Source organism: Acidovorax radicis N35, from assembly GCF_000204195.1.
GTDB classification, from domain to species: Bacteria; Pseudomonadota; Gammaproteobacteria; order Burkholderiales; family Burkholderiaceae_C; genus Acidovorax; species Acidovorax radicis.
Genome location: NZ_AFBG01000020.1, coordinates 518489 through 535577, shown reverse-complemented (window position 1 = coordinate 535577; position 17089 = coordinate 518489). Strand labels below are relative to the sequence as shown.

Below are 17089 nucleotides of genomic sequence, written 5' to 3'. Positions count from 1 at the left end.
ATGGCATTACCCCACGCCCAATCCGGCCAGATCGTCAGCGTGCGCCCCCTGGGCCACCGCCTGCCCGAAGCCATCACCACCGCCATTCTCAAAGCGGGCCAGCTCGAAGTCATGCGCGTGGTGCTGCCGGTGGGCAAATCCATGAAAGAACACCAGACCCCCGGCGAAGCCACGGTGCAGTGCATCGAGGGTGTGGTGGAGTTTGTCAGCGAAGAGGGTATCCAGCGGCTGCACCCCGGCGATTTTGTGCACCTGGCCCCCCGTGCATTGCACGCGCTCAAGGCCGTGGAGCACGCCTCGCTGCTGGTCACCATCTGCCTGCGGCCGGGTTAAGAACGTGTTCACGATCTCGCAGGGGCGACCGTAAACAGGATTTCCAGGCCGCGTCCGGTCAGCGCCCCAGCCGGAACACGCTCACAATTTCAGCCAGCCGCGCGGCCTGGTGTTTGAGGCTGTCGGCCGCCGCGGCGCTCTGCTCCACGAGCGCCGCGTTCTGCTGAGTGACCTGATCAAGCTGCGTCACGGCCTCACCCACCTGGCTGATGCCGATGGTCTGCTCGCCCGTGGCGCTCGAGATTTCGCCAATCAGATCGCTCACGCGTTTGACCTGCGTGACGATGTCTTCCATGCTGCGCCCGGCATCGCCCACCAGCTGGGTGCCGTTTTCCACCTTGTGCACGCTGTCGCTGATCAGTGCCTTGATCTCCCGAGCCGCAGAGGCAGAGCGCTGGGCCAGGCTGCGCACTTCACTGGCCACCACGGCAAAACCCCGGCCCTGCTCGCCCGCGCGGGCGGCTTCCACCGCAGCATTGAGCGCCAGGATATTCGTCTGGAACGCAATGCCGTCGATCACCGCGATGATGTCGGTGATCTTGCGCGACGCGGCCGAGATGTCCTGCATCGTGGCCACCACCTGGCCCACCACCTCACCGCCCTTCACGGCCGCAGCCGAAGCGGAGCCCGCCAGCACGGCGGCGCGCTGCGCGGTGTCGGAGTTGTTCTTCACGGTGCTGGTGATCTCTTCCATCGAGGCGGCGGTCTGCTCCAGGTTGCTGGCCTGCTCCTCGGTGCGCTGGCTCAGGTCGGCATTGCCCGAGGCGATCTCGCTGGAGCCGGTGGCGATGGAGTCGCTGCTGTGGCGCACGTCGCCCACGATGCGTACCAGCGAGGTCTGCATGGCCTCCATCGCCCGCATCATCTCGGCCACCTCGCCACGCCCGCTGGCATGGATGGGCTGCGACAGATCGCCCCCGCCAATGCGCTGCGCCACCGCACTGACCTCGCCCAGCGAGCGACGGATGCGCCGCACCACCACCCACGACAACACCACCAGCAGCGCCAGCCCCGCCACGCCCGCCGAAAGCACCGCCATGCGGTAGGACTGGATGAGCGCAGCCGCCTCGGACGCCTGTTCGCCCGAACGCTGCACCTGGTAGCTCACCATCTTGTCGGCCACGGCGTTGTACTGGTTCAGCACGGGCGCAAACGTCCCCAGGGCGTAGCTCTTGGCCTGCGCCATGTCGCCCGCCTTCTTGAGCGCCAGGGATTTGTCGCGGGTTTCCAGGTAGTTCTTGCGCACGGCGGCAAGCTCCTCCTGGATGCGCAGCCCTTCAGGGCTGTTCTCCAGCTCGGTGTAGCGCTTTTGCACCGTGCTGGTGTCGGCCGTGGTCGCCGCCATCATGTCCTTGAAGTAGTTCTGCAGATCGTCCCCCTCGGTCTGCACGATGGAGAACACCCGGGTGGCGTTGACGGCAATGTTGCTGCGCCAGCGCAGGGCCAGTTGCAGCCGCTCGACCTGCTCGGTGGCCAGGCCGTCCACCGTCCTGCCCAGATGCTGCACCCGCACCAGGCTCAACGCCAGGATGAGCACGAGCGCCAGCACAGCCACCCCCACAATCAACCCGATCTGTTGCGCCACCGTCAGCTGCGCGCCCATCCGCCGTGATTGCTGGTCCATGGTGTCCCCTTGTATGAGTAATGGGTTTACACAGGAAATGATCTGCCGGTGCCCGCCCGTTGGCAACCACCCCACACGCCACGTAAACCCTGATCCATGGAGACCCACCATCGCCCCGGCGGTGACCCGACGCAGGAGGAAACAGTGATCCCAGAAAGCCCCATGTCCTACAGGCGCATGCCAAGGGTGCCTACGCCAGACGGCAGGCGCCGGATGGATAGTGAAACCACAGGTCGAGCCCAGACGCAACCGCTGCTGGGAGCCAAGGCCTGAATCCATTCACAAAGGACTCCTGCCATGAAAATCCGTCACATCCTTCTTGCGACCACCTGCACTGCAGCCCTTGCTCTGGGTGGTTGCGCTTCAAATCCGTCGAACGCCCAGGTTGGCACCGGTGTCGGCGCCGTGGTCGGTGGTGTGGCCGGCAACGCCATCTTTGGCGGCCCGGTGGGCACCATCGGCGGGGCAGCAGCTGGCGCCCTCATCGGCCACGAAATCGGCGAAGACCGCGATCAGCGCAGGCCTTATCGCCGTTGATCCGGCCTTCCGTGCCGAATCCCCACGGGGATTTGGCATAAAAAGAGCTGCTGGCGCTTATTCAACAAGCGCCAGAAGCTCTTTTTTTGATAGCAACTATGAAATGATTGCCTCAGGCCGCCTTGGCCTGTCGCCCCGCACGCCATGCGCCGAAAATAGCGATCAGGCCGGGCACAAAAATCATCGCCCAGATGATCTTGTCCAGGTTCTCCTTGACCCAGGCAAAGTTGCCAAAGAAGTAGCCCGCCGTGGCAATGCCCAGCACCCACAGCAGCGCGCCACCCACATTGAACGCCGTGAACTTGGCCCGCCCCATCTCGGCCACGCCGGCCACAAAGGGCGCAAACGTGCGGATGAAGGGCATGAAACGCGCCAGGATGATGGTGATGCCACCATACCGCTCATAAAACTCGTGCGCCTGGTTGAAGGCGCGGCGGTTGAACCAGCGCGAATCCTCCCACTGGAACACCTTGGGGCCAAAGAAGCGGCCAATCGAATAATTGCACTGGTCCCCCAGAATGGCCGCCGCAATTAGCACTGCGCAGGCCAGCGGAAAACTCATCATCCCCGCGCCGCAGAGCGCGCCCACTATGAACAGCAGCGAGTCGCCCGGCAGAAAAGGCATGACCACCACGCCGGTTTCGACGAACACGATCAGGAACAGCAGCGCGTACACCCAGGCACCGTAGGTTTGCACGAAGGCTTCGAGGTACTTGTCGACATGCAGGATGAAGTCGATCAGAAAAGTGACCAGTTCCATGGGGTAGCCGGTGGGGGCACCGGACGTTAAAAAAGTTGCGGGCATTATCCCCATCGGTCGATTCCCATCGACCGATGCCCCTGCGCAGCCCTCGCCCTAAAATCTGCCGGGTGAACGACACCATCCCCACCCTCGCTGCCGCACAGCCTGCCCCCCCCGCCACCCGCCGCCCCATCCGCGACCTGCCCGACGAGCTGATCAGCCAGATTGCTGCGGGCGAAGTGGTGGAACGCCCCGCCTCGGTGGTGCGCGAGCTGGTGGACAACGCGCTCGATGCGGGCGCCACGCAGATCACCGTGCGCCTGTCGGCCGGCGGCGTGCGGCTGATCACCGTGGAAGACGATGGCGGCGGCATTCCACACGAAGAGCTGCCCGTGGCCCTGCGCCGCCATGCCACCAGCAAGATCACCAACCTCAACGACCTGGAAACCGTGGCCACCATGGGCTTTCGGGGCGAGGCGCTGGCGGCGATTGCCTCGGTGTCGGAGATGGCCCTGCTCTCACGCCCGGCCGCACAGGCCAGCGCGTTCCTGCTGGACGCCCGCAGCGGCGAACTGCGCCCCGCCGCACGCAGCACCGGCACGACGGTGGAGGTGAAGGAACTGTTCTTCTCCACCCCGGCGCGCCGCAAGTTCTTGAAGACCGACGCCACCGAATTGGCGCACTGCATTGAATCGGTGCGCCGCCATGCCCTGGCGCGGCCCGATGTGGGCTTTGCCATCTGGCACGAAGGCAAGCTGGTGGAGCAATGGCGCGCGACTTTCATTCCTGGCCAAGGCACCACCGACGCCGTGCAGGATGCGCTGGCCCGCCGCCTCTCGGACGTGCTGGGCGAAGACTTCGTCACGCAATCGGTCGCCGTACAGCACCGCGTGGGCCCTGTCATCGTGACCGGCCGTGCAGGCCTGCCCGATGCCGCCCGCTCGCGCCCCGACCACCAGTATTGCTACGTCAACGGCCGCTTCGTGCGCGACAAGGTGCTCACCCACGCCGCCCGCAGCGCGTATGAAGACGTGCTGCACGGCCACAAGCAGCCCATTTATGCGCTGTATGTCGAGATCGACCCGGCCCGCGTGGACGTGAACGTGCACCCCACCAAGATCGAAGTGCGCTTTCGGGACAGCCGCGAGGTGCACCAGGCCGTGCGCCACGCCGTGGAAAACGCGCTGGCCGCGCCGCGCGCCGCTGCGCTGGCGGCAGCAGGGGCTGGCGCATCAGCAGACACAGGCTCCTCGGCACAGGGCAGCATCGAAAATTTCAAGCCAAATCAGCCCCTGGCGCAAAACTGGCAAGCGCAAGCAGCTATCAAATTTGAAGAACGTGGCCACCATGTGGCCGACCTGCAGGCCCTGTGGGGGCCCCGGAAAGACAACGCAGCCACCGTGCCTTCTGGCCCCGCCGCACCCTTCGTGAACTGGGGCACTGCGGCCAACACCGCTGAGGCAGACGCCATGCCGCAGCCCTTTGCGCCCGCCTCGTCTATCCCCCCTGCCGCAGCAGGCGCTGTGGCCTGGCCCAGCAACAATACCGGACATGAAGCCGCCTGGCCCCAGGGCCAGGGCGGCAACGACATCGCCTGGCCGCTGGGCAAGGCCGTGGCCCAGTTGCACGGTGTGTACATCCTGGCTGAAAACGCCCAAGGCATGGTCATCGTGGACATGCACGCCGCGCACGAACGCATCGTCTACGAGCGCCTGAAATCCCAGGTGGACAGCGGCGCCCGCATTGCGAGCCAGCCCCTGCTGATCCCCGCCACCTTTGCCGCCACCCCGCAGGAAGTGGCTACCGCCGAAGAGTCGGCCGAGGTGCTGGCCACGCTGGGCCTGGAGGTCGTGCCTTTCTCCCCCAAGACCCTGGCCGTGCGCGCCGTGCCCACCACGCTGGCCCAGGGCGACCCCGTGGAACTGGCCCGCAGCGTGCTGGCCGAACTGGCCGCACACGACGCCACCACCGTGGTGCAACGCGCCCGCAATGAAATCCTGGGCACCATGGCTTGCCACGGCGCCGTGCGCGCCAACCGCAAGCTCACCATCGACGAGATGAACGCCCTTCTGCGGCAAATGGAAACCACGGACCGGTCGGACCAGTGCAACCACGGAAGGCCAACGTGGCGGCAGCTGTCGATGAAAGAGCTGGACGCGTTGTTTTTGCGCGGCCGTTAACGGGTGCCCGGCCACCACCGGTTGAGCCCCTCGCAGCCTTTGGCTGGCGTTAAGCTCCAAAGACGCAGACACGGGCAGAATCGGCCGCCCCACACCTCTGGCTGGCCCTTTCATGTTTGCACTCAACGCCCAATCCATCGCGCAGACCACACCCACGGGCGAGGCCATTGCGCAGGCCGTCGTGTCCTTCTGGGCGCTCGGGCCCGTAAAACACTGCGTGCTGATGCGGCGCGGCTTCAACCAGGTGTACGAGCTGCACTTTGACAATGGCCGCCACGCCATCGCGCGCCTGAGCGCCGAGAGGCCGCGTGGCGAGCCCAACATCGCGTACGAAACCGCCCTGCTCCTGCACCTGCAAGCCCGGGGCATTCCAGTGGCAGCGCCGTTGGCTGCAGGAGATGGAACATTCAGCCTGGTACTCAGCTTGCCCGAGGGGCCGCGCGCCCTGATGCTGTTCGACTTTCTGCCGGGCGATCCTCCCGGCGAATCGCTGGTGGACATCGAAGCCACCGGCCGGGGGCTGGCGCAGTTGCACACCGCAGCACAGGACTACGCGGGCCCGGCAAGCCGCTACGTGCTGGATCTGCCCGAACTGCTGGACGCATCGTTGGAGCGGATGCTGCAAGCGCCCACGGTGGACGGGCCGCTGGCACGCGAGTTTTCTGCACTGGCCCGTGATCTGCACGAACGCTTTGCCACACTGCACGGCCTGACCCACGTGCGTTGCCATGGCGACTGCCACGGCAGCAACAACTTCATGTCCGACGGGCCGCATGGCACAGGAGAAGGCCACCGTGTGGCCGCGTTCTTTGACTTTGACGACACCGGCCCGGGCCTGCTGGCCTACGAGTTGAGCGTGTACCTGTGGGTGCTGCTGCCGCGCAGCCTGGAAACCCCCACATCGGCCGCCACGCAGGAGCGCTGGCGCCGCTATCTGGCCGGCTACACCGGCGTGCGCGCAGTGCCAGAGGTGGACCTGGCGGCCATTGCACCCTGCCTTGCGGTGCGGCAGTTCTGGGTGATGGGCGAATACGCGGGGCGCATTCCTGTGTGGGGTACGCAGGCGATGCCCACCCACTGGCTGCGCAAACAGGTCCCGCTCATGCGGGCCTGGATGGACATGCCCCTGGCCGACGGCAACATCGGGGGAGCACCGGCAGCGGCCTGATCCCCCGGGCTGCGAGGAAGTGCTGCGCGCGCATGGTCGCCGGACGGCACGTTGGCCCGGCCACCCTGCAACGCGCCTTCATTCATTGGGTGGCCACGGCGTCGATGCGGTCAAGCCGCACCAGGATCCGGCCAAACTGCTGGTTGCGCAACTCCACCCATTGGCCGGGCTCCAGGCGCGTGACAGCGCCGCCCACCGACTGGCCGCCCACATACAGGGTGACGCTGTGCCGCTGCTGCTGGGCGTCGGCCAGCAGCTTCTCAATGCCCTGCAGGACATCGGCCGCCAAGGCAGAACTGGTAAAGACCAGCGCAGCCACTGTGACGGCCAGGGAGCGCAACGTGGTGCGGAAGATCGGAGTTGTGGACATAGCGGTGCCATTCATCAATCAAAGGGTGGAAAGAAGCAAACCCACGGAAGGCGCAGGACAGCGATGCCCCCGCACCGGCCACATTGTGGCCCGATCCCGCGCGAAGGTGCCATACGCGGCGCGGGGCCAAGCCATGGCCCCGAGGAAACAAAAAAAGCCTGCAGGTGCAGGCTTTTTTGGATCGGATGCGCGTGGGCGCACACCTCAGGTCGCTCAGTTGTCGCGCGCTGCCTTGGCGGTATCGGGGAAGTCGCTGAACACGCCGTCCACGCCCAGTTGGTAGAACAGCTTGTATTCGGCCTTGGGGTCGCCCTTGAAGTCCGAGGCCAGGCGTTTGGCCTCGCTGCGGAAAGTGTAGGGGTGCACCAGCAGGCCTGCGGCGTGGGCGTTTTTCACCACGTCCGTGGCGGGCATCATCACGCGGTCGCGCTCGTCGATCTTGCCGTCACCATTGAGGTCGTCGGCCTTGCCGTCCTTGTTGGCGTCCACCTGCTTGGAGGGGATGAGGTAGGGCTTCCAGGGGCCAATGCCGTCGGCATAGGTCTTGACTTCCTTGAGGCCCGCTGGCGTCAGCAGGCTGGCGAAGGTGCGCGTGTCTCCGGCCACGGCAAAGTCGTACGGTTTGTCGTAGGGTGCGGTCAGGTCCATGCTGCCGTCGGGGTTCACATCGTTCGCGTCCACCAGTTGCACCAGGCGGATCTGCGTCTTGGTGCGCAGGTACTTGAGGTTGGATACCTCGAACGATTGCACGATCACCGGTGATGCCTTGGTGGTGTAACCGTATTTGGCCAGGACGGCCAGCAGTCGGTCTTCCAGCGGCAGGCCCAGTTTTGAATGGAAGGTGGGGTGCTTGGTCTCCGGGTACACGCCCACGCTGCGGCCGGCCTTGGTGCCTTCGCTCTTGGCGAGGTCCAGCACTTCTTCCAGAGTGGGGATCTGGTACTTGCCGTTGTGCGACTGGTCGCGGTCGGCCAGGGGCTGCACGGCTCGCAGGGTCTTGATTTCGGCCAGGGTGAAGTCAGAGACAAACCAGCCCTCCTCTTCCACGCCGTCCACCATTTTCTTGGTCTTGCGGCTCGCAAATTCGGCGCGCGTGGACACGTCGGTGGTACCGGTGATGTTGGGCTCGTGGCGGGCAATCAGCACGCCGTCCTTGGTGGCCACCAGGTCGGGCTCGATGAAATCGGCGCCCATGTCGATGGCCCGCTTGTAGCCCTCGAGGGTGTGGTCGGGCAGGTAACCGGCAGCACCACGGTGGCCAATCACCAGCGGCTTGTCGCCATTCAAAGTGGGATAGGGGTTGTCATCGTTGCCTCCACAAGCTGCCAGCGTGGCCAGCAAGGCCAGCGCACCCAACTTCGCACCAGAAATGTGCATGCTCTTCTCCTCGTTGTGTTTAGAACCGCCGAACTGTGGGCTCGGCCTGTGACAAGGCCGTGACGCCCCCATTACGAACCGGTGACAGCCCTGTGCCGCCACCATCCGCACCAGAAAGTGGCAACTGTCTCGCCACATTCCCCACCATTGTGCAGAGGCATACGCATAAACGTATAACTTTTGAACATAATTCGATGTTGCAGCGCGCCATGGCGTGCCACCGCCCTTGATCTTCTGAAAGTCTTTTGAAACATGAAACACGCGTCCGCAGGCAGCTTCCTTTCGCACGTCGCCCTTCGCAACCCGGGACAGCCCGAGTTTCTGCAAGCTGTCACCGAGGTGATGGAAAGCCTGTGGCCCTTCATCGAAGAACACCCCCGCTATGCCGAACACGGCCTGCTGGAGCGCCTGGTGGAGCCCGAGCGCATCGTGATGTTCCGCGTCTCTTGGGTGGACGACCATGGCAGCGTGCAGGTCAACCGGGGCTACCGCATCCAGCACAGCATGGCCATTGGACCCTATAAGGGCGGCATCCGGTTCCATCCATCGGTCAACCTGTCGGTGCTGAAGTTCCTGGCATTCGAGCAGACCTTCAAGAACGCCCTGACCACGCTGCCCATGGGCGGCGGCAAGGGCGGCTCCGACTTCGACCCCAAGGGCAAGAGTCCTGGCGAGGTCATGCGCTTTTGCCAGGCCTTTGTGTCCGAGCTGTTCCGCCATGTGGGTGCCAACACGGACGTGCCCGCAGGCGACATTGGCGTGGGGGGCCGCGAGGTGGGGTTCATGGCCGGCATGATGAAAAAGCTCAGTAACCGGGCAGACTGCGTGTTCACCGGCAAGGGGCTGTCGTTTGGCGGCTCGCTGATCCGGCCTGAAGCCACCGGCTATGGCACGGTGTACTTTGCGCAAGAGATGCTCAAGTCCACCGGCCGGTCACTGGATGGCCTGCGCGTATCGGTCTCCGGCTCGGGCAATGTGGCGCAATACGCCGTGGAAAAGGCTTTGCAGCTGGGCGCCAAGGTGGTCACGGTGTCGGATTCGAGCGGCACCATCGTGGACGAGGACGGATTCACCCCCGCCAAGCTGGCCGAGCTGATGGAGGTGAAGAACCACCTGTACGGCCGCGTGAGCGACTACGCGGCGCGGACCGGGGCCCAATTTGAAGCCGGTGTGCGCCCCTGGCATGTGCCGGTGGACGTGGCCCTGCCCTGTGCCACCCAGAACGAGCTGGACGCAAACAACGCTGCGGTGCTGATCAAGAACGGGGTGGTCTGCGTGGCCGAGGGCGCCAACATGCCTTCCACCATCGAGGCGGCCAAGGCATTTGAGGCTGCGGGCGTGCTGTACGCGCCGGGCAAGGCAAGCAACGCAGGCGGTGTGGCCACCTCGGGCCTGGAGATGAGCCAGAACGCCGCCCGCCTGTCCTGGCCGCGCGAAGAGGTGGATGCGCGCCTGCTGCAGATCATGCAGGGCATCCACGCTGCCTGCCTGCGCTATGGCAAGCGCAGCGACGGCACGGTGAGCTATGTGGACGGCGCCAACATCGCAGGTTTTGTGAAGGTGGCCGACGCCATGCTGGCGCAAGGCGTGGTGTAACCCCGGTCCCGAAGGCAAGGCGCCCGAAGATGGGACAAGAAGGCGCGTTACCCGCCATTTCGTCCCATTTGCACGCAATGGGCACAAACCCTGCTTCGCCGGTCAGAACTTTCTGACGCGAAGCCGAGTCTGTCTCCATCATGAAGCGCACCCCCCTCCTGGTTTCCCTGACCTTGGCCATCGCCGTGACGGCGGGTTGCGCCACCCTCGACGCCAAGCAGCGCGAGTGGATCTTCCAGCCCAGCGACCGCAGCTGGGGTGGCGCGCAGTCCACCGCAGACATGCAGGATGTCTGGATCGACTTCCAGTCCGATGCCAGCGGCAAGGCCGAGCGCTTGCATGGCCTGTGGCTGGCCCATGAACGTGCCGATGCGCCCGTGCTGCTGTACCTCCATGGCGCGCGCTGGAACGTGGCGGGCTCGTCCGGCCGCATCCGGCGCATGCAGGAGCTGGGCTTTTCGGTGCTGGCCATCGACTACCGGGGTTTTGGCCAGAGCAGCGCCGCGCTGCCGTCCGAGGCGACCGCCGGAGAAGACGCCCGCGCAGCGTGGGACTGGCTGGGCCAGCAGCAACCGGGCAAGCCCCGCTACATCTTCGGCCACTCGCTGGGGGGTGCCATTGCCATCGACCTGGCCCGCCAGGTGCCCGACGAACAGGGCACCATGGTGGAAGGAACGTTCACCAGCATCCCCGAGGTGGTCAGCACCTTCAAGTGGGGCTGGTTGCCGGTGTCGGGCCTGATCACGCAGCGGTTCGAATCCGTCCGCAAGGTGGCCGAGATCGGCTCGCCCCTGCTGGTGGTGCATGGCAGCCAGGACAGCCTGATCCAGCCCGCCCTGGGTCGCAAGCTGTTCGAGGCGGCGCAGGAGCCCAAGCAATTCATCCTGGTCGAAGGGGGCTCGCACCACAACACCAATTCGGTGGGCCAGGGCCTCTACCGCGAGGCGATGGCCTCGCTGTTCAAGCTGAAGTAGGCCCTGCCGCCGCCCGGCGGCACGCACCACTGGCGGCGTGCGAAGCCCGCGGCCCGCCGCGTTGATGTGGCGCAAATGCGCACCACTGCGCACAGGTCCCGCTGGCACCGGCCTGCATGCCCCATCTGGTACCCTCAGACAGATATGTCTGCCTCCTCCGCCACCGCCGTGCCTGCGGCTGCTTCTGCCTCCATCCAGCCTGGCATGGCCATCCTGGTGCTGGCCATGCTGCTCTCCATCCAGCCTGTCACCACCGACCTGTACCTGCCCGCATTGCCCGCCCTCACGCGCAGCCTGGGCGCGCAGATGGCAGCGGCACAGCTCACGCTCAGCGGGCTGCTGCTGGCGTTTGGCTGCTCGCAAATGGTGTGGGGGCCGCTGTCGGACCGCTTTGGCCGCCGCCCCATCCTGCTGGCCGGGCTTGGCATCTACACCGTGGCCTCGCTGGGCAGCGCATTTGCGCCCACCATGGCGCTGCTCATCGTGTGGCGCATTGCCCAGGGCGCCGCCATGGGCGCGGTGGTGATGTGCGCCCGGGCCATCGTGCGCGACCTGTACACCCCGCTCGATGGCGCACGCGCCATGTCCAAGGCGCTCACCGGCCTCGGCGTCGTGGCGTGCATCTGCGCGCCATTGGGCGGCTTGCTGAGTGAATGGCTGGGCTGGCGGGCGGCGCTGATGGCGCTCACGGTGTATGCCGTGGCCACGCTGGCGCTGGTGGCGCTGCGACTGCCCGAAACCCTGGCCCACCGCAACCCGCAAGCCCTGCAGCCCCGCGCACTGGTCGGCACCTGGATGCAGGTTTTGCGCAGCCCCACCTTCTGGGCGTTCTCGCTCCAGACCACAGCCACCTATGGCGGCCTGTTCACCTTTCTGGCCGCGTCGTCGTTTGTCTTCATCGACGTGCTGGGCCTCACGCGCACGCAGTTCGGGTGGACCATGGCATCGGCCTGCGTGGCGTATCTCGCGGGCACCTTCCTGTGCCGGCGCCTGCTGGCACGCCAGGGCCTGCTGCGCACGGTGGCCATTGCTGGCGCGCTGAGCGCAAGCGGCGGCACGCTGATGGCCGCCGTGGCCTTCATGGGCTGGCACCAGCCCTGGGCGCTGCTGCTGCCGTTCTACCTGTTCATGCTGGGCCACGGCATCCACCAGCCCTGCGGGCAAAGCGGGGCGGTGGGGCCGTTTCCCAAGGCAGCCGGCGTGGCCTCCGCACTCAACGGCTTCATGATGATGCTGGCCGCGTTCGGAATCGGTGGCTGGCTGGGCATGCGCCTGGATGGCACGGTGTGGCCGCTGGTCAACGGCATCTGGTTCTGGTCGGTGGTGCTCGCCCTCATCTCATGGACACTGGTGCAGAAGTTCGGAGCGCCGCGTGAGCATGCTTGAGCCCTTGTTGCACAACACCCTGCCCGCCGTCGCCCTGGCAGGCCCCACGGCCTCGGGCAAGACGGCCGGGGCCCTCGCGCTGGCCGCCGTACTGGGCAAGCAGGGCACGCCGGTGGAGATCATCAGCGTGGACTCGGCCCTGGTGTACCGGGGCATGGACATCGGCACCGCCAAGCCCACACCGGACGAACTGGCCGCCGTGCCGCACCACCTCATCGACATCCGCGATCCCTTGCAGGCCTACAGCGCGGCGGAGTTCGTTCAGGACGCCACGCGGCTCATCGCCGAGATTCGCGCGCGCGGCGCGCTGCCGCTGCTGGTGGGCGGCACCATGCTGTACTTCAAGGCGCTGTTTGACGGCATCGACGACATGCCCGCCGCAGACCCTGCCGTGCGTGCGCGGCTGGAAGCCCAGGCGGCCGAGCAGGGCTGGCCCGCATTACACGCTGAGCTGGCCCGTGTAGACCCTGTGACGGCCGCCCGGCTGGCACCGGCCGACAGCCAGCGCATCCAGCGCGCGCTGGAGGTTTGGCAGGTATCGGGTCAACCGCTGTCGAGCTTTCAAACTATCAAAAAGATAGCTACTAGCGCTGATGAAATAAGCGCTAGAGCCCTATTTTCCTTGGAGCCCGACGATCGGGCCTGGCTGCACGGTCGCATTGCCCAGCGTTTTGACGCCATGCTGGCCGGCGGCTTCATCGACGAAGTGCGGGCCCTGCGCGCACGCGGCGACCTGCACCCGGACCTGCCCTCCATGCGCTGCGTGGGCTACCGCCAGGCATGGGAAGAGCTGGACTTCCAGGCCACGCGCGCACCGGGCACACCGCTCAACATGGGCCTGCTGCGCGAGCGCGGCATTGCCGCCACACGCCAGCTCGCCAAGCGCCAGATCACCTGGCTGCGCAGCATGCACGGGCGCCACGCCATCGCCTGCGACCAGCCCCACGCGGTGGCCCAGCTCGTGCAGGCCGTGCTGCAGCGGCTGGAGCAGCGGCCGGATTCGCAAGAGCCAATCACCCCATGACGCTGCTGCGTGCCGAACAGCTGGGCAAACACTACGGCGAAACACCGGTGTTTTCCAACGTGCAGTTCACCGTGGAAGCGGGTGAATTCGTGGCCATCGTGGGCGACTCGGGCGTGGGCAAGTCCACCCTGCTCAACTGCCTGGCCGGGCTGGACACCTGGGACACCGGCCGCATCACGCACGGCACCACCGACCTGGGCCAGTTGGGCGACACAGAGCGCGCCCTGTGGCGCCGTGCCCATGTGGGTTTTGTCTTTCAGGCCTTCCATGTGCTGCCGCACCTGGACGTGGCGCAGAACGTGGCCCTGCCGCTGATGCTGCTGGGCCAGAACGACCCGGCGCGCGTGCAGCAGATGCTGGACGCCGTGGACATGGGCGCACTGGGCGCGCGGCTGCCCCAGCAGCTCAGCGGCGGGCAGCTGCAGCGCGTGGCCATCGCCCGTGCGCTGGTCCACCGCCCTGCCCTGCTGCTGGCGGACGAGCCCACCGGCAACCTCGACCCCACCACCGCAGCCCGCGTGATGGACCTGCTGCTGGCGCAAACACGCGGGCATGGGGCATCGCTGGTGCTGGTCACGCATTCCGACGCGGCGGCAGCCCGGGCCGACCGGGTACTGCGGCTGCGCAGCGACGGCATCAGTGCGGGCGGCTGACCCGCAACACCCGCATCACGGTTCGAGGCGTGGCGCGCGGAAGTGCCCGTTCTGGTGCAGCACCACGGCACGCACCTCGCCGCTGGAATAACGCTCAAACTCCAGCTCCGCCCGCACCGCGTCGTACGCAAACCGGTCGCGCTGCCCAGGCAGCGGGTAGACGGTGTAGCGCGGTTGAGAGCCCAGGCGCACCTGCAGGCGGCCACTCGTGGCCTGCACATCCATCACAGTGCCGCCGCGCAGGCGATAGCGGCCCAGGTACGGGGCCAGCACCTCGTCGGACTGTGGCGGCGCGAGGCCCAGCACGGGCTCCTTTACACGCAGGGCCGTCAAGCGCGCGCCAAAGCGCGTGTAGCGCAGCACCGCGGGCCGCCCTTCCTTGTCGCGCTCAAAGCGCAGCTGCCGGCCCGATGTGGGCTGCGTGAAGGCGTCGGTCCCCAGCACCTGCAGCGGCTCGAACACACCGCCAGTCGGCCGAAGCTGAAGTTGACCATCCACCAGGGCCAGGCTCAGGGCCACCGCAGGCGACGCGCGGTAAACCCCCTCGTACGGTGCCAATGCAGCTGCATCGGTGGCGGGCTGGCCGGGCGGCACGGGGTAGCGCTGCGCCAGCAGCGGGGTCATCACATCCTGCTGCGCGGCCTGGGCGTTGGCCACGAGGGCAATCACCGCTTCGCCCCGGTCGGGTGCCAGCAGCCATACGCTGCGAAAGCCCCCCGTGCCGCCGCCATGCAGCCAAGTGCGCAGTCCATCGCGCTCGCGCAGCATGATGGCGTAGCCGATCTGGCCGCCGTCGTGGTCCGCCAGCGGCGTGAACAGGCGCTCGGCCGCGGGGCCCAGAGGCCCTTGCGCGCCGGCCAGCAGCGCGCGGCTGAACACCAGCATGTCGGCCGCCGTGGAGCGCAGGGCGCCCGCACCGGAGAACGCATCGAAATCCCACACCGACACCGGCATCTCGCCCTCATGCGGCACAGCCAGGCGCGGCGCCTTGTCGCCCAGCGACTGCACCGTGTCGTGCATGCCCAGCGGGCCGGTGATGCGCTCTTGCACCAGCTCAGCCCAGGGCTTGCCATGGCGCTGGGCCAGCAGCTCGCCCAGCACCGCAAAGCCGAGGTTGCTGTATGCGCCGGCACACGGCGGCGACTGGGCGAGACGCGCATCGGCCAGCGCCTGCCACAGCCGTGCGCGGTCGTACCGCAAGTACGGGTTGGCGGCGTCCGAGTCGCGGCGGAAGTCCGCCGGCAAGCGTGGCAGGCACGAGGTGTGCGTGACGAGCTGGCGCAGGGTAATGGCAGCCACCGGGGCGGGCAAGGCGGGCGAACCATTGAGCAGCCCGCCCAGCGTGTCGTCCAGCGCCAGATCGCCGCGCTCCACCGCCTGCGCCAGCAGCAGGCCGGTGAACACCTTGCTGATCGAGCCCACTTCGAACAGCGCCTGGGCAGGCGCCTCTGCCACGCGGTTGTGGGCCGCGCCGAATCGGGCCTGGCCTCCGTGCCACACCCCGACTTCGGCAGCGCCGCGCAGCAGGCCCAGCGCGGCGGCGGCCAGGGTGTCCGCAGGGCCCGACCAGTCGAAGCTGCGTGGCAACACTGGTGCGGCGGGCGCTGTGGCTGTGCCGGCGGGCTGCTGCGCCTGCGCACCGGCATGCCCCGCCAACGCGGCCGACACCAACCCGGCAGCCAACGCATGCCACGCCACCCTGTGCGCCCAGACAAAGGATTCCACAATGCACACCATGCCATCGCCCTTTTGAACGGCACCGCAACGCGGGTACCAGGGCGGCATGGTCGCACGCGCTGGCTATGGGCCAGCTTAAGAAGGGCTGTGAGGAAGGGCTGCTGCGGCGACGAACATCACCCCCTGTATCTGCGAGGTAGAGTCAAAAAAAGGGCCGCAGCGGCAAACGCTGCAGCCCAATGCCGCCGGGGCGGCCTCGCATGTCAGACAATCAGTAGCGTCAGAACGAATGCCCCAGGCCTGCGTAGATGGCGCGCTGCGAGGCGCCTGCCCCCGGCCCGTTGACCGTCACATCCGCAGCGTAGTTGGCAGATGCGCTGTTGCTCACGCCGCCCAGCGACGCATACACAAAGGTCCGCTTGGACAGGTAGTAGTCTGCACCCACCATCAGCAGCGTGGCCTTGCCGTTGCCCCGGTTGGCGCTGACGTGGTAGCCCGCTCCGATCAGCGTGAGCAGCGGCGTGACCTGGTAGCGCACACCCACCCATCCGTGGCGCAGTTTTGTCGGCGTGCCGGACGCGGCGTCGGGGGCCGAGACGCTGTCGATCGCTGCAAAGAGCTTGGCATTGCCCACGGTGTAGGTGCCGCCCACGATGGTTTCGTTGGAGAAGCTATAGACGTCGCTGTGGCGGCCATTGCCGTCGCGCCGGCTGGTGTGGATGGCGCGCAACTCCAAGTCGCCCGCCACGTAGGCCGCAGACAGCCCCTCGCTGCGCAACTGCCTGGCCGATGCAGGCTGCTCGCCCAGGGCCACCTGGGCATTGAGCGTGAAGCCGCCCCAGTTGGGCGTGGTGTACTCGAACACATTGTTCGCGCCCTGCCAGCTGCGCCCGCGCACCAGAGTGGCGCTGCTCATGAACTGCTGGCCCGTGGGGTCCAGAAACCAGACATCGTTGCTGTTGAGCAGGTTCTTGCCCAACTGGAACGTGCCCCAGCCCGGGCTCGACAGGCCCACGAAGCTGCGGCGGTTGAAGAAGGCATCGCCCGTGGCGCCCTTGGGGGCGCTGAAGCCGCCCTCCAGCCGGAACACGGCCTTCAGGCCGTCGCCCAGGTCTTCGGTGCCCTTAAAGCCGAGCATGCTGGTGCCCCACTGGTTGTCCGCCGCCCGCGTGAGCGATCCGGTGCTGCCTGTGGCGGGGTTGGCGATCTTGTCCACATGCTCCACCCCGGCCACTACCCGGCCGTAGAGGGTGACGCTGGACTGCGCCTGTGCCAGCTGAGGCCATGCGCCCGCAGCCACCAGCGTGGCCGCGACCGCCAGGGTCTTGTTCAATGTGCTGCTCATGGTGGTGTGTCTCCATTCGTTGGTGAGTTCTTTGTGATGCGTTCAGAGGTGGCTGTCTGCCCCGCAAACCGTGCGCCCAGGCTGGCGCCCCACCCGTGCGCTG

15 protein-coding genes are annotated in these 17089 nt (G+C 66.7%); 9 read left to right on the top strand and 6 right to left on the bottom strand.

Annotated elements, in window-relative coordinates; translation table 11 throughout:
- The gene (locus ARADN35_RS0116245) at positions 1–333 is read left to right on the top strand and encodes a cupin domain-containing protein (RefSeq protein ID WP_010463985.1); all 333 of its coding nucleotides are present in this window, start codon (positions 1–3) and stop codon (positions 331–333) included.
- Positions 334–391: 58 nt separating this feature from the next.
- On the opposite strand, the gene ARADN35_RS0116240 is transcribed toward ARADN35_RS0116245, so the two are convergent.
- Complete coding sequence (locus ARADN35_RS0116240; protein WP_035198212.1) at positions 392–1957, bottom strand: methyl-accepting chemotaxis protein; 1566 nt, start codon at positions 1955–1957, stop codon at positions 392–394.
- A 297-nt stretch (positions 1958–2254) separates the two neighbouring features.
- Here ARADN35_RS0116240 and ARADN35_RS26480 point away from each other — a divergent pair, with 297 nt between their 5' ends.
- On the top strand, positions 2255–2494 hold the full coding sequence (locus ARADN35_RS26480) for a glycine zipper 2TM domain-containing protein (protein WP_010463983.1): 240 nt from the start codon (positions 2255–2257) through the stop codon (positions 2492–2494).
- A gap of 112 nt (positions 2495–2606) precedes the next feature.
- Here ARADN35_RS26480 and ARADN35_RS0116230 read toward each other — a convergent pair whose 3' ends face one another.
- Positions 2607–3254: a DedA family protein gene (locus ARADN35_RS0116230; protein WP_010463982.1), complete on the bottom strand. Its 648-nt coding sequence runs from the start codon at positions 3252–3254 to the stop codon at positions 2607–2609.
- A 110-nt stretch (positions 3255–3364) separates the two neighbouring features.
- Here ARADN35_RS0116230 and mutL point away from each other — a divergent pair, with 110 nt between their 5' ends.
- Positions 3365–5416 (top strand): DNA mismatch repair endonuclease MutL, encoded by a 2052-nt coding sequence (gene mutL / locus ARADN35_RS0116225; RefSeq protein ID WP_010463981.1) that lies wholly within the window; start codon positions 3365–3367, stop codon positions 5414–5416.
- Between the two features lie 112 nt (positions 5417–5528).
- Positions 5529–6584: a phosphotransferase enzyme family protein gene (locus ARADN35_RS0116220; protein ID WP_010463980.1), complete on the top strand. Its 1056-nt coding sequence runs from the start codon at positions 5529–5531 to the stop codon at positions 6582–6584.
- 82 nt (positions 6585–6666) lie between these two features.
- Here ARADN35_RS0116220 and ARADN35_RS0116215 read toward each other — a convergent pair whose 3' ends face one another.
- Positions 6667–6954 (bottom strand): hypothetical protein, encoded by a 288-nt coding sequence (locus ARADN35_RS0116215; RefSeq protein WP_010463979.1) that lies wholly within the window; start codon positions 6952–6954, stop codon positions 6667–6669.
- Positions 6955–7167: 213 nt separating this feature from the next.
- A complete protein-coding gene (locus tag ARADN35_RS0116210) occupies positions 7168–8331 on the bottom strand; it encodes a glycerophosphodiester phosphodiesterase (protein WP_010463978.1) in 1164 nt (387 codons plus the stop codon).
- Positions 8332–8583: 252 nt separating this feature from the next.
- Between ARADN35_RS0116210 and gdhA the strand changes: the two genes are divergently transcribed.
- From gdhA to ARADN35_RS0116185, 5 genes are all read left to right on the top strand, one after another.
- Positions 8584–9927: an NADP-specific glutamate dehydrogenase gene (gdhA, locus tag ARADN35_RS0116205; RefSeq protein WP_010463977.1), complete on the top strand. Its 1344-nt coding sequence runs from the start codon at positions 8584–8586 to the stop codon at positions 9925–9927.
- Positions 9928–10067: 140 nt separating this feature from the next.
- Positions 10068–10901, top strand: a complete 834-nt coding sequence (locus ARADN35_RS0116200; protein ID WP_010463976.1) for an alpha/beta hydrolase — start codon at positions 10068–10070, stop codon at positions 10899–10901.
- A gap of 144 nt (positions 10902–11045) precedes the next feature.
- Positions 11046–12287, top strand: a complete 1242-nt coding sequence (locus tag ARADN35_RS0116195; protein ID WP_010463975.1) for a multidrug effflux MFS transporter — start codon at positions 11046–11048, stop codon at positions 12285–12287.
- Positions 12280–13311 (top strand): tRNA (adenosine(37)-N6)-dimethylallyltransferase MiaA, encoded by a 1032-nt coding sequence (miaA, locus tag ARADN35_RS0116190; protein WP_010463974.1) that lies wholly within the window; start codon positions 12280–12282, stop codon positions 13309–13311. Before ARADN35_RS0116195 ends, miaA begins: the two co-directional genes overlap by 8 nt.
- Positions 13308–13964, top strand: coding sequence for an ABC transporter ATP-binding protein (locus ARADN35_RS0116185; RefSeq protein WP_010463973.1), 657 nt, complete (start codon positions 13308–13310; stop codon positions 13962–13964). Before miaA ends, ARADN35_RS0116185 begins: the two co-directional genes overlap by 4 nt.
- Before the next feature lie 15 nt (positions 13965–13979).
- On the opposite strand, the gene ARADN35_RS26475 is transcribed toward ARADN35_RS0116185, so the two are convergent.
- The gene (locus tag ARADN35_RS26475) at positions 13980–15689 is read right to left on the bottom strand and encodes a serine hydrolase (protein WP_159103197.1); all 1710 of its coding nucleotides are present in this window, start codon (positions 15687–15689) and stop codon (positions 13980–13982) included.
- Positions 15690–15921: 232 nt separating this feature from the next.
- Positions 15922–16986 (bottom strand): porin, encoded by a 1065-nt coding sequence (locus ARADN35_RS0116175; RefSeq protein WP_010463971.1) that lies wholly within the window; start codon positions 16984–16986, stop codon positions 15922–15924.
- Between the last annotated feature and the right edge of the window lie 103 nt (positions 16987–17089).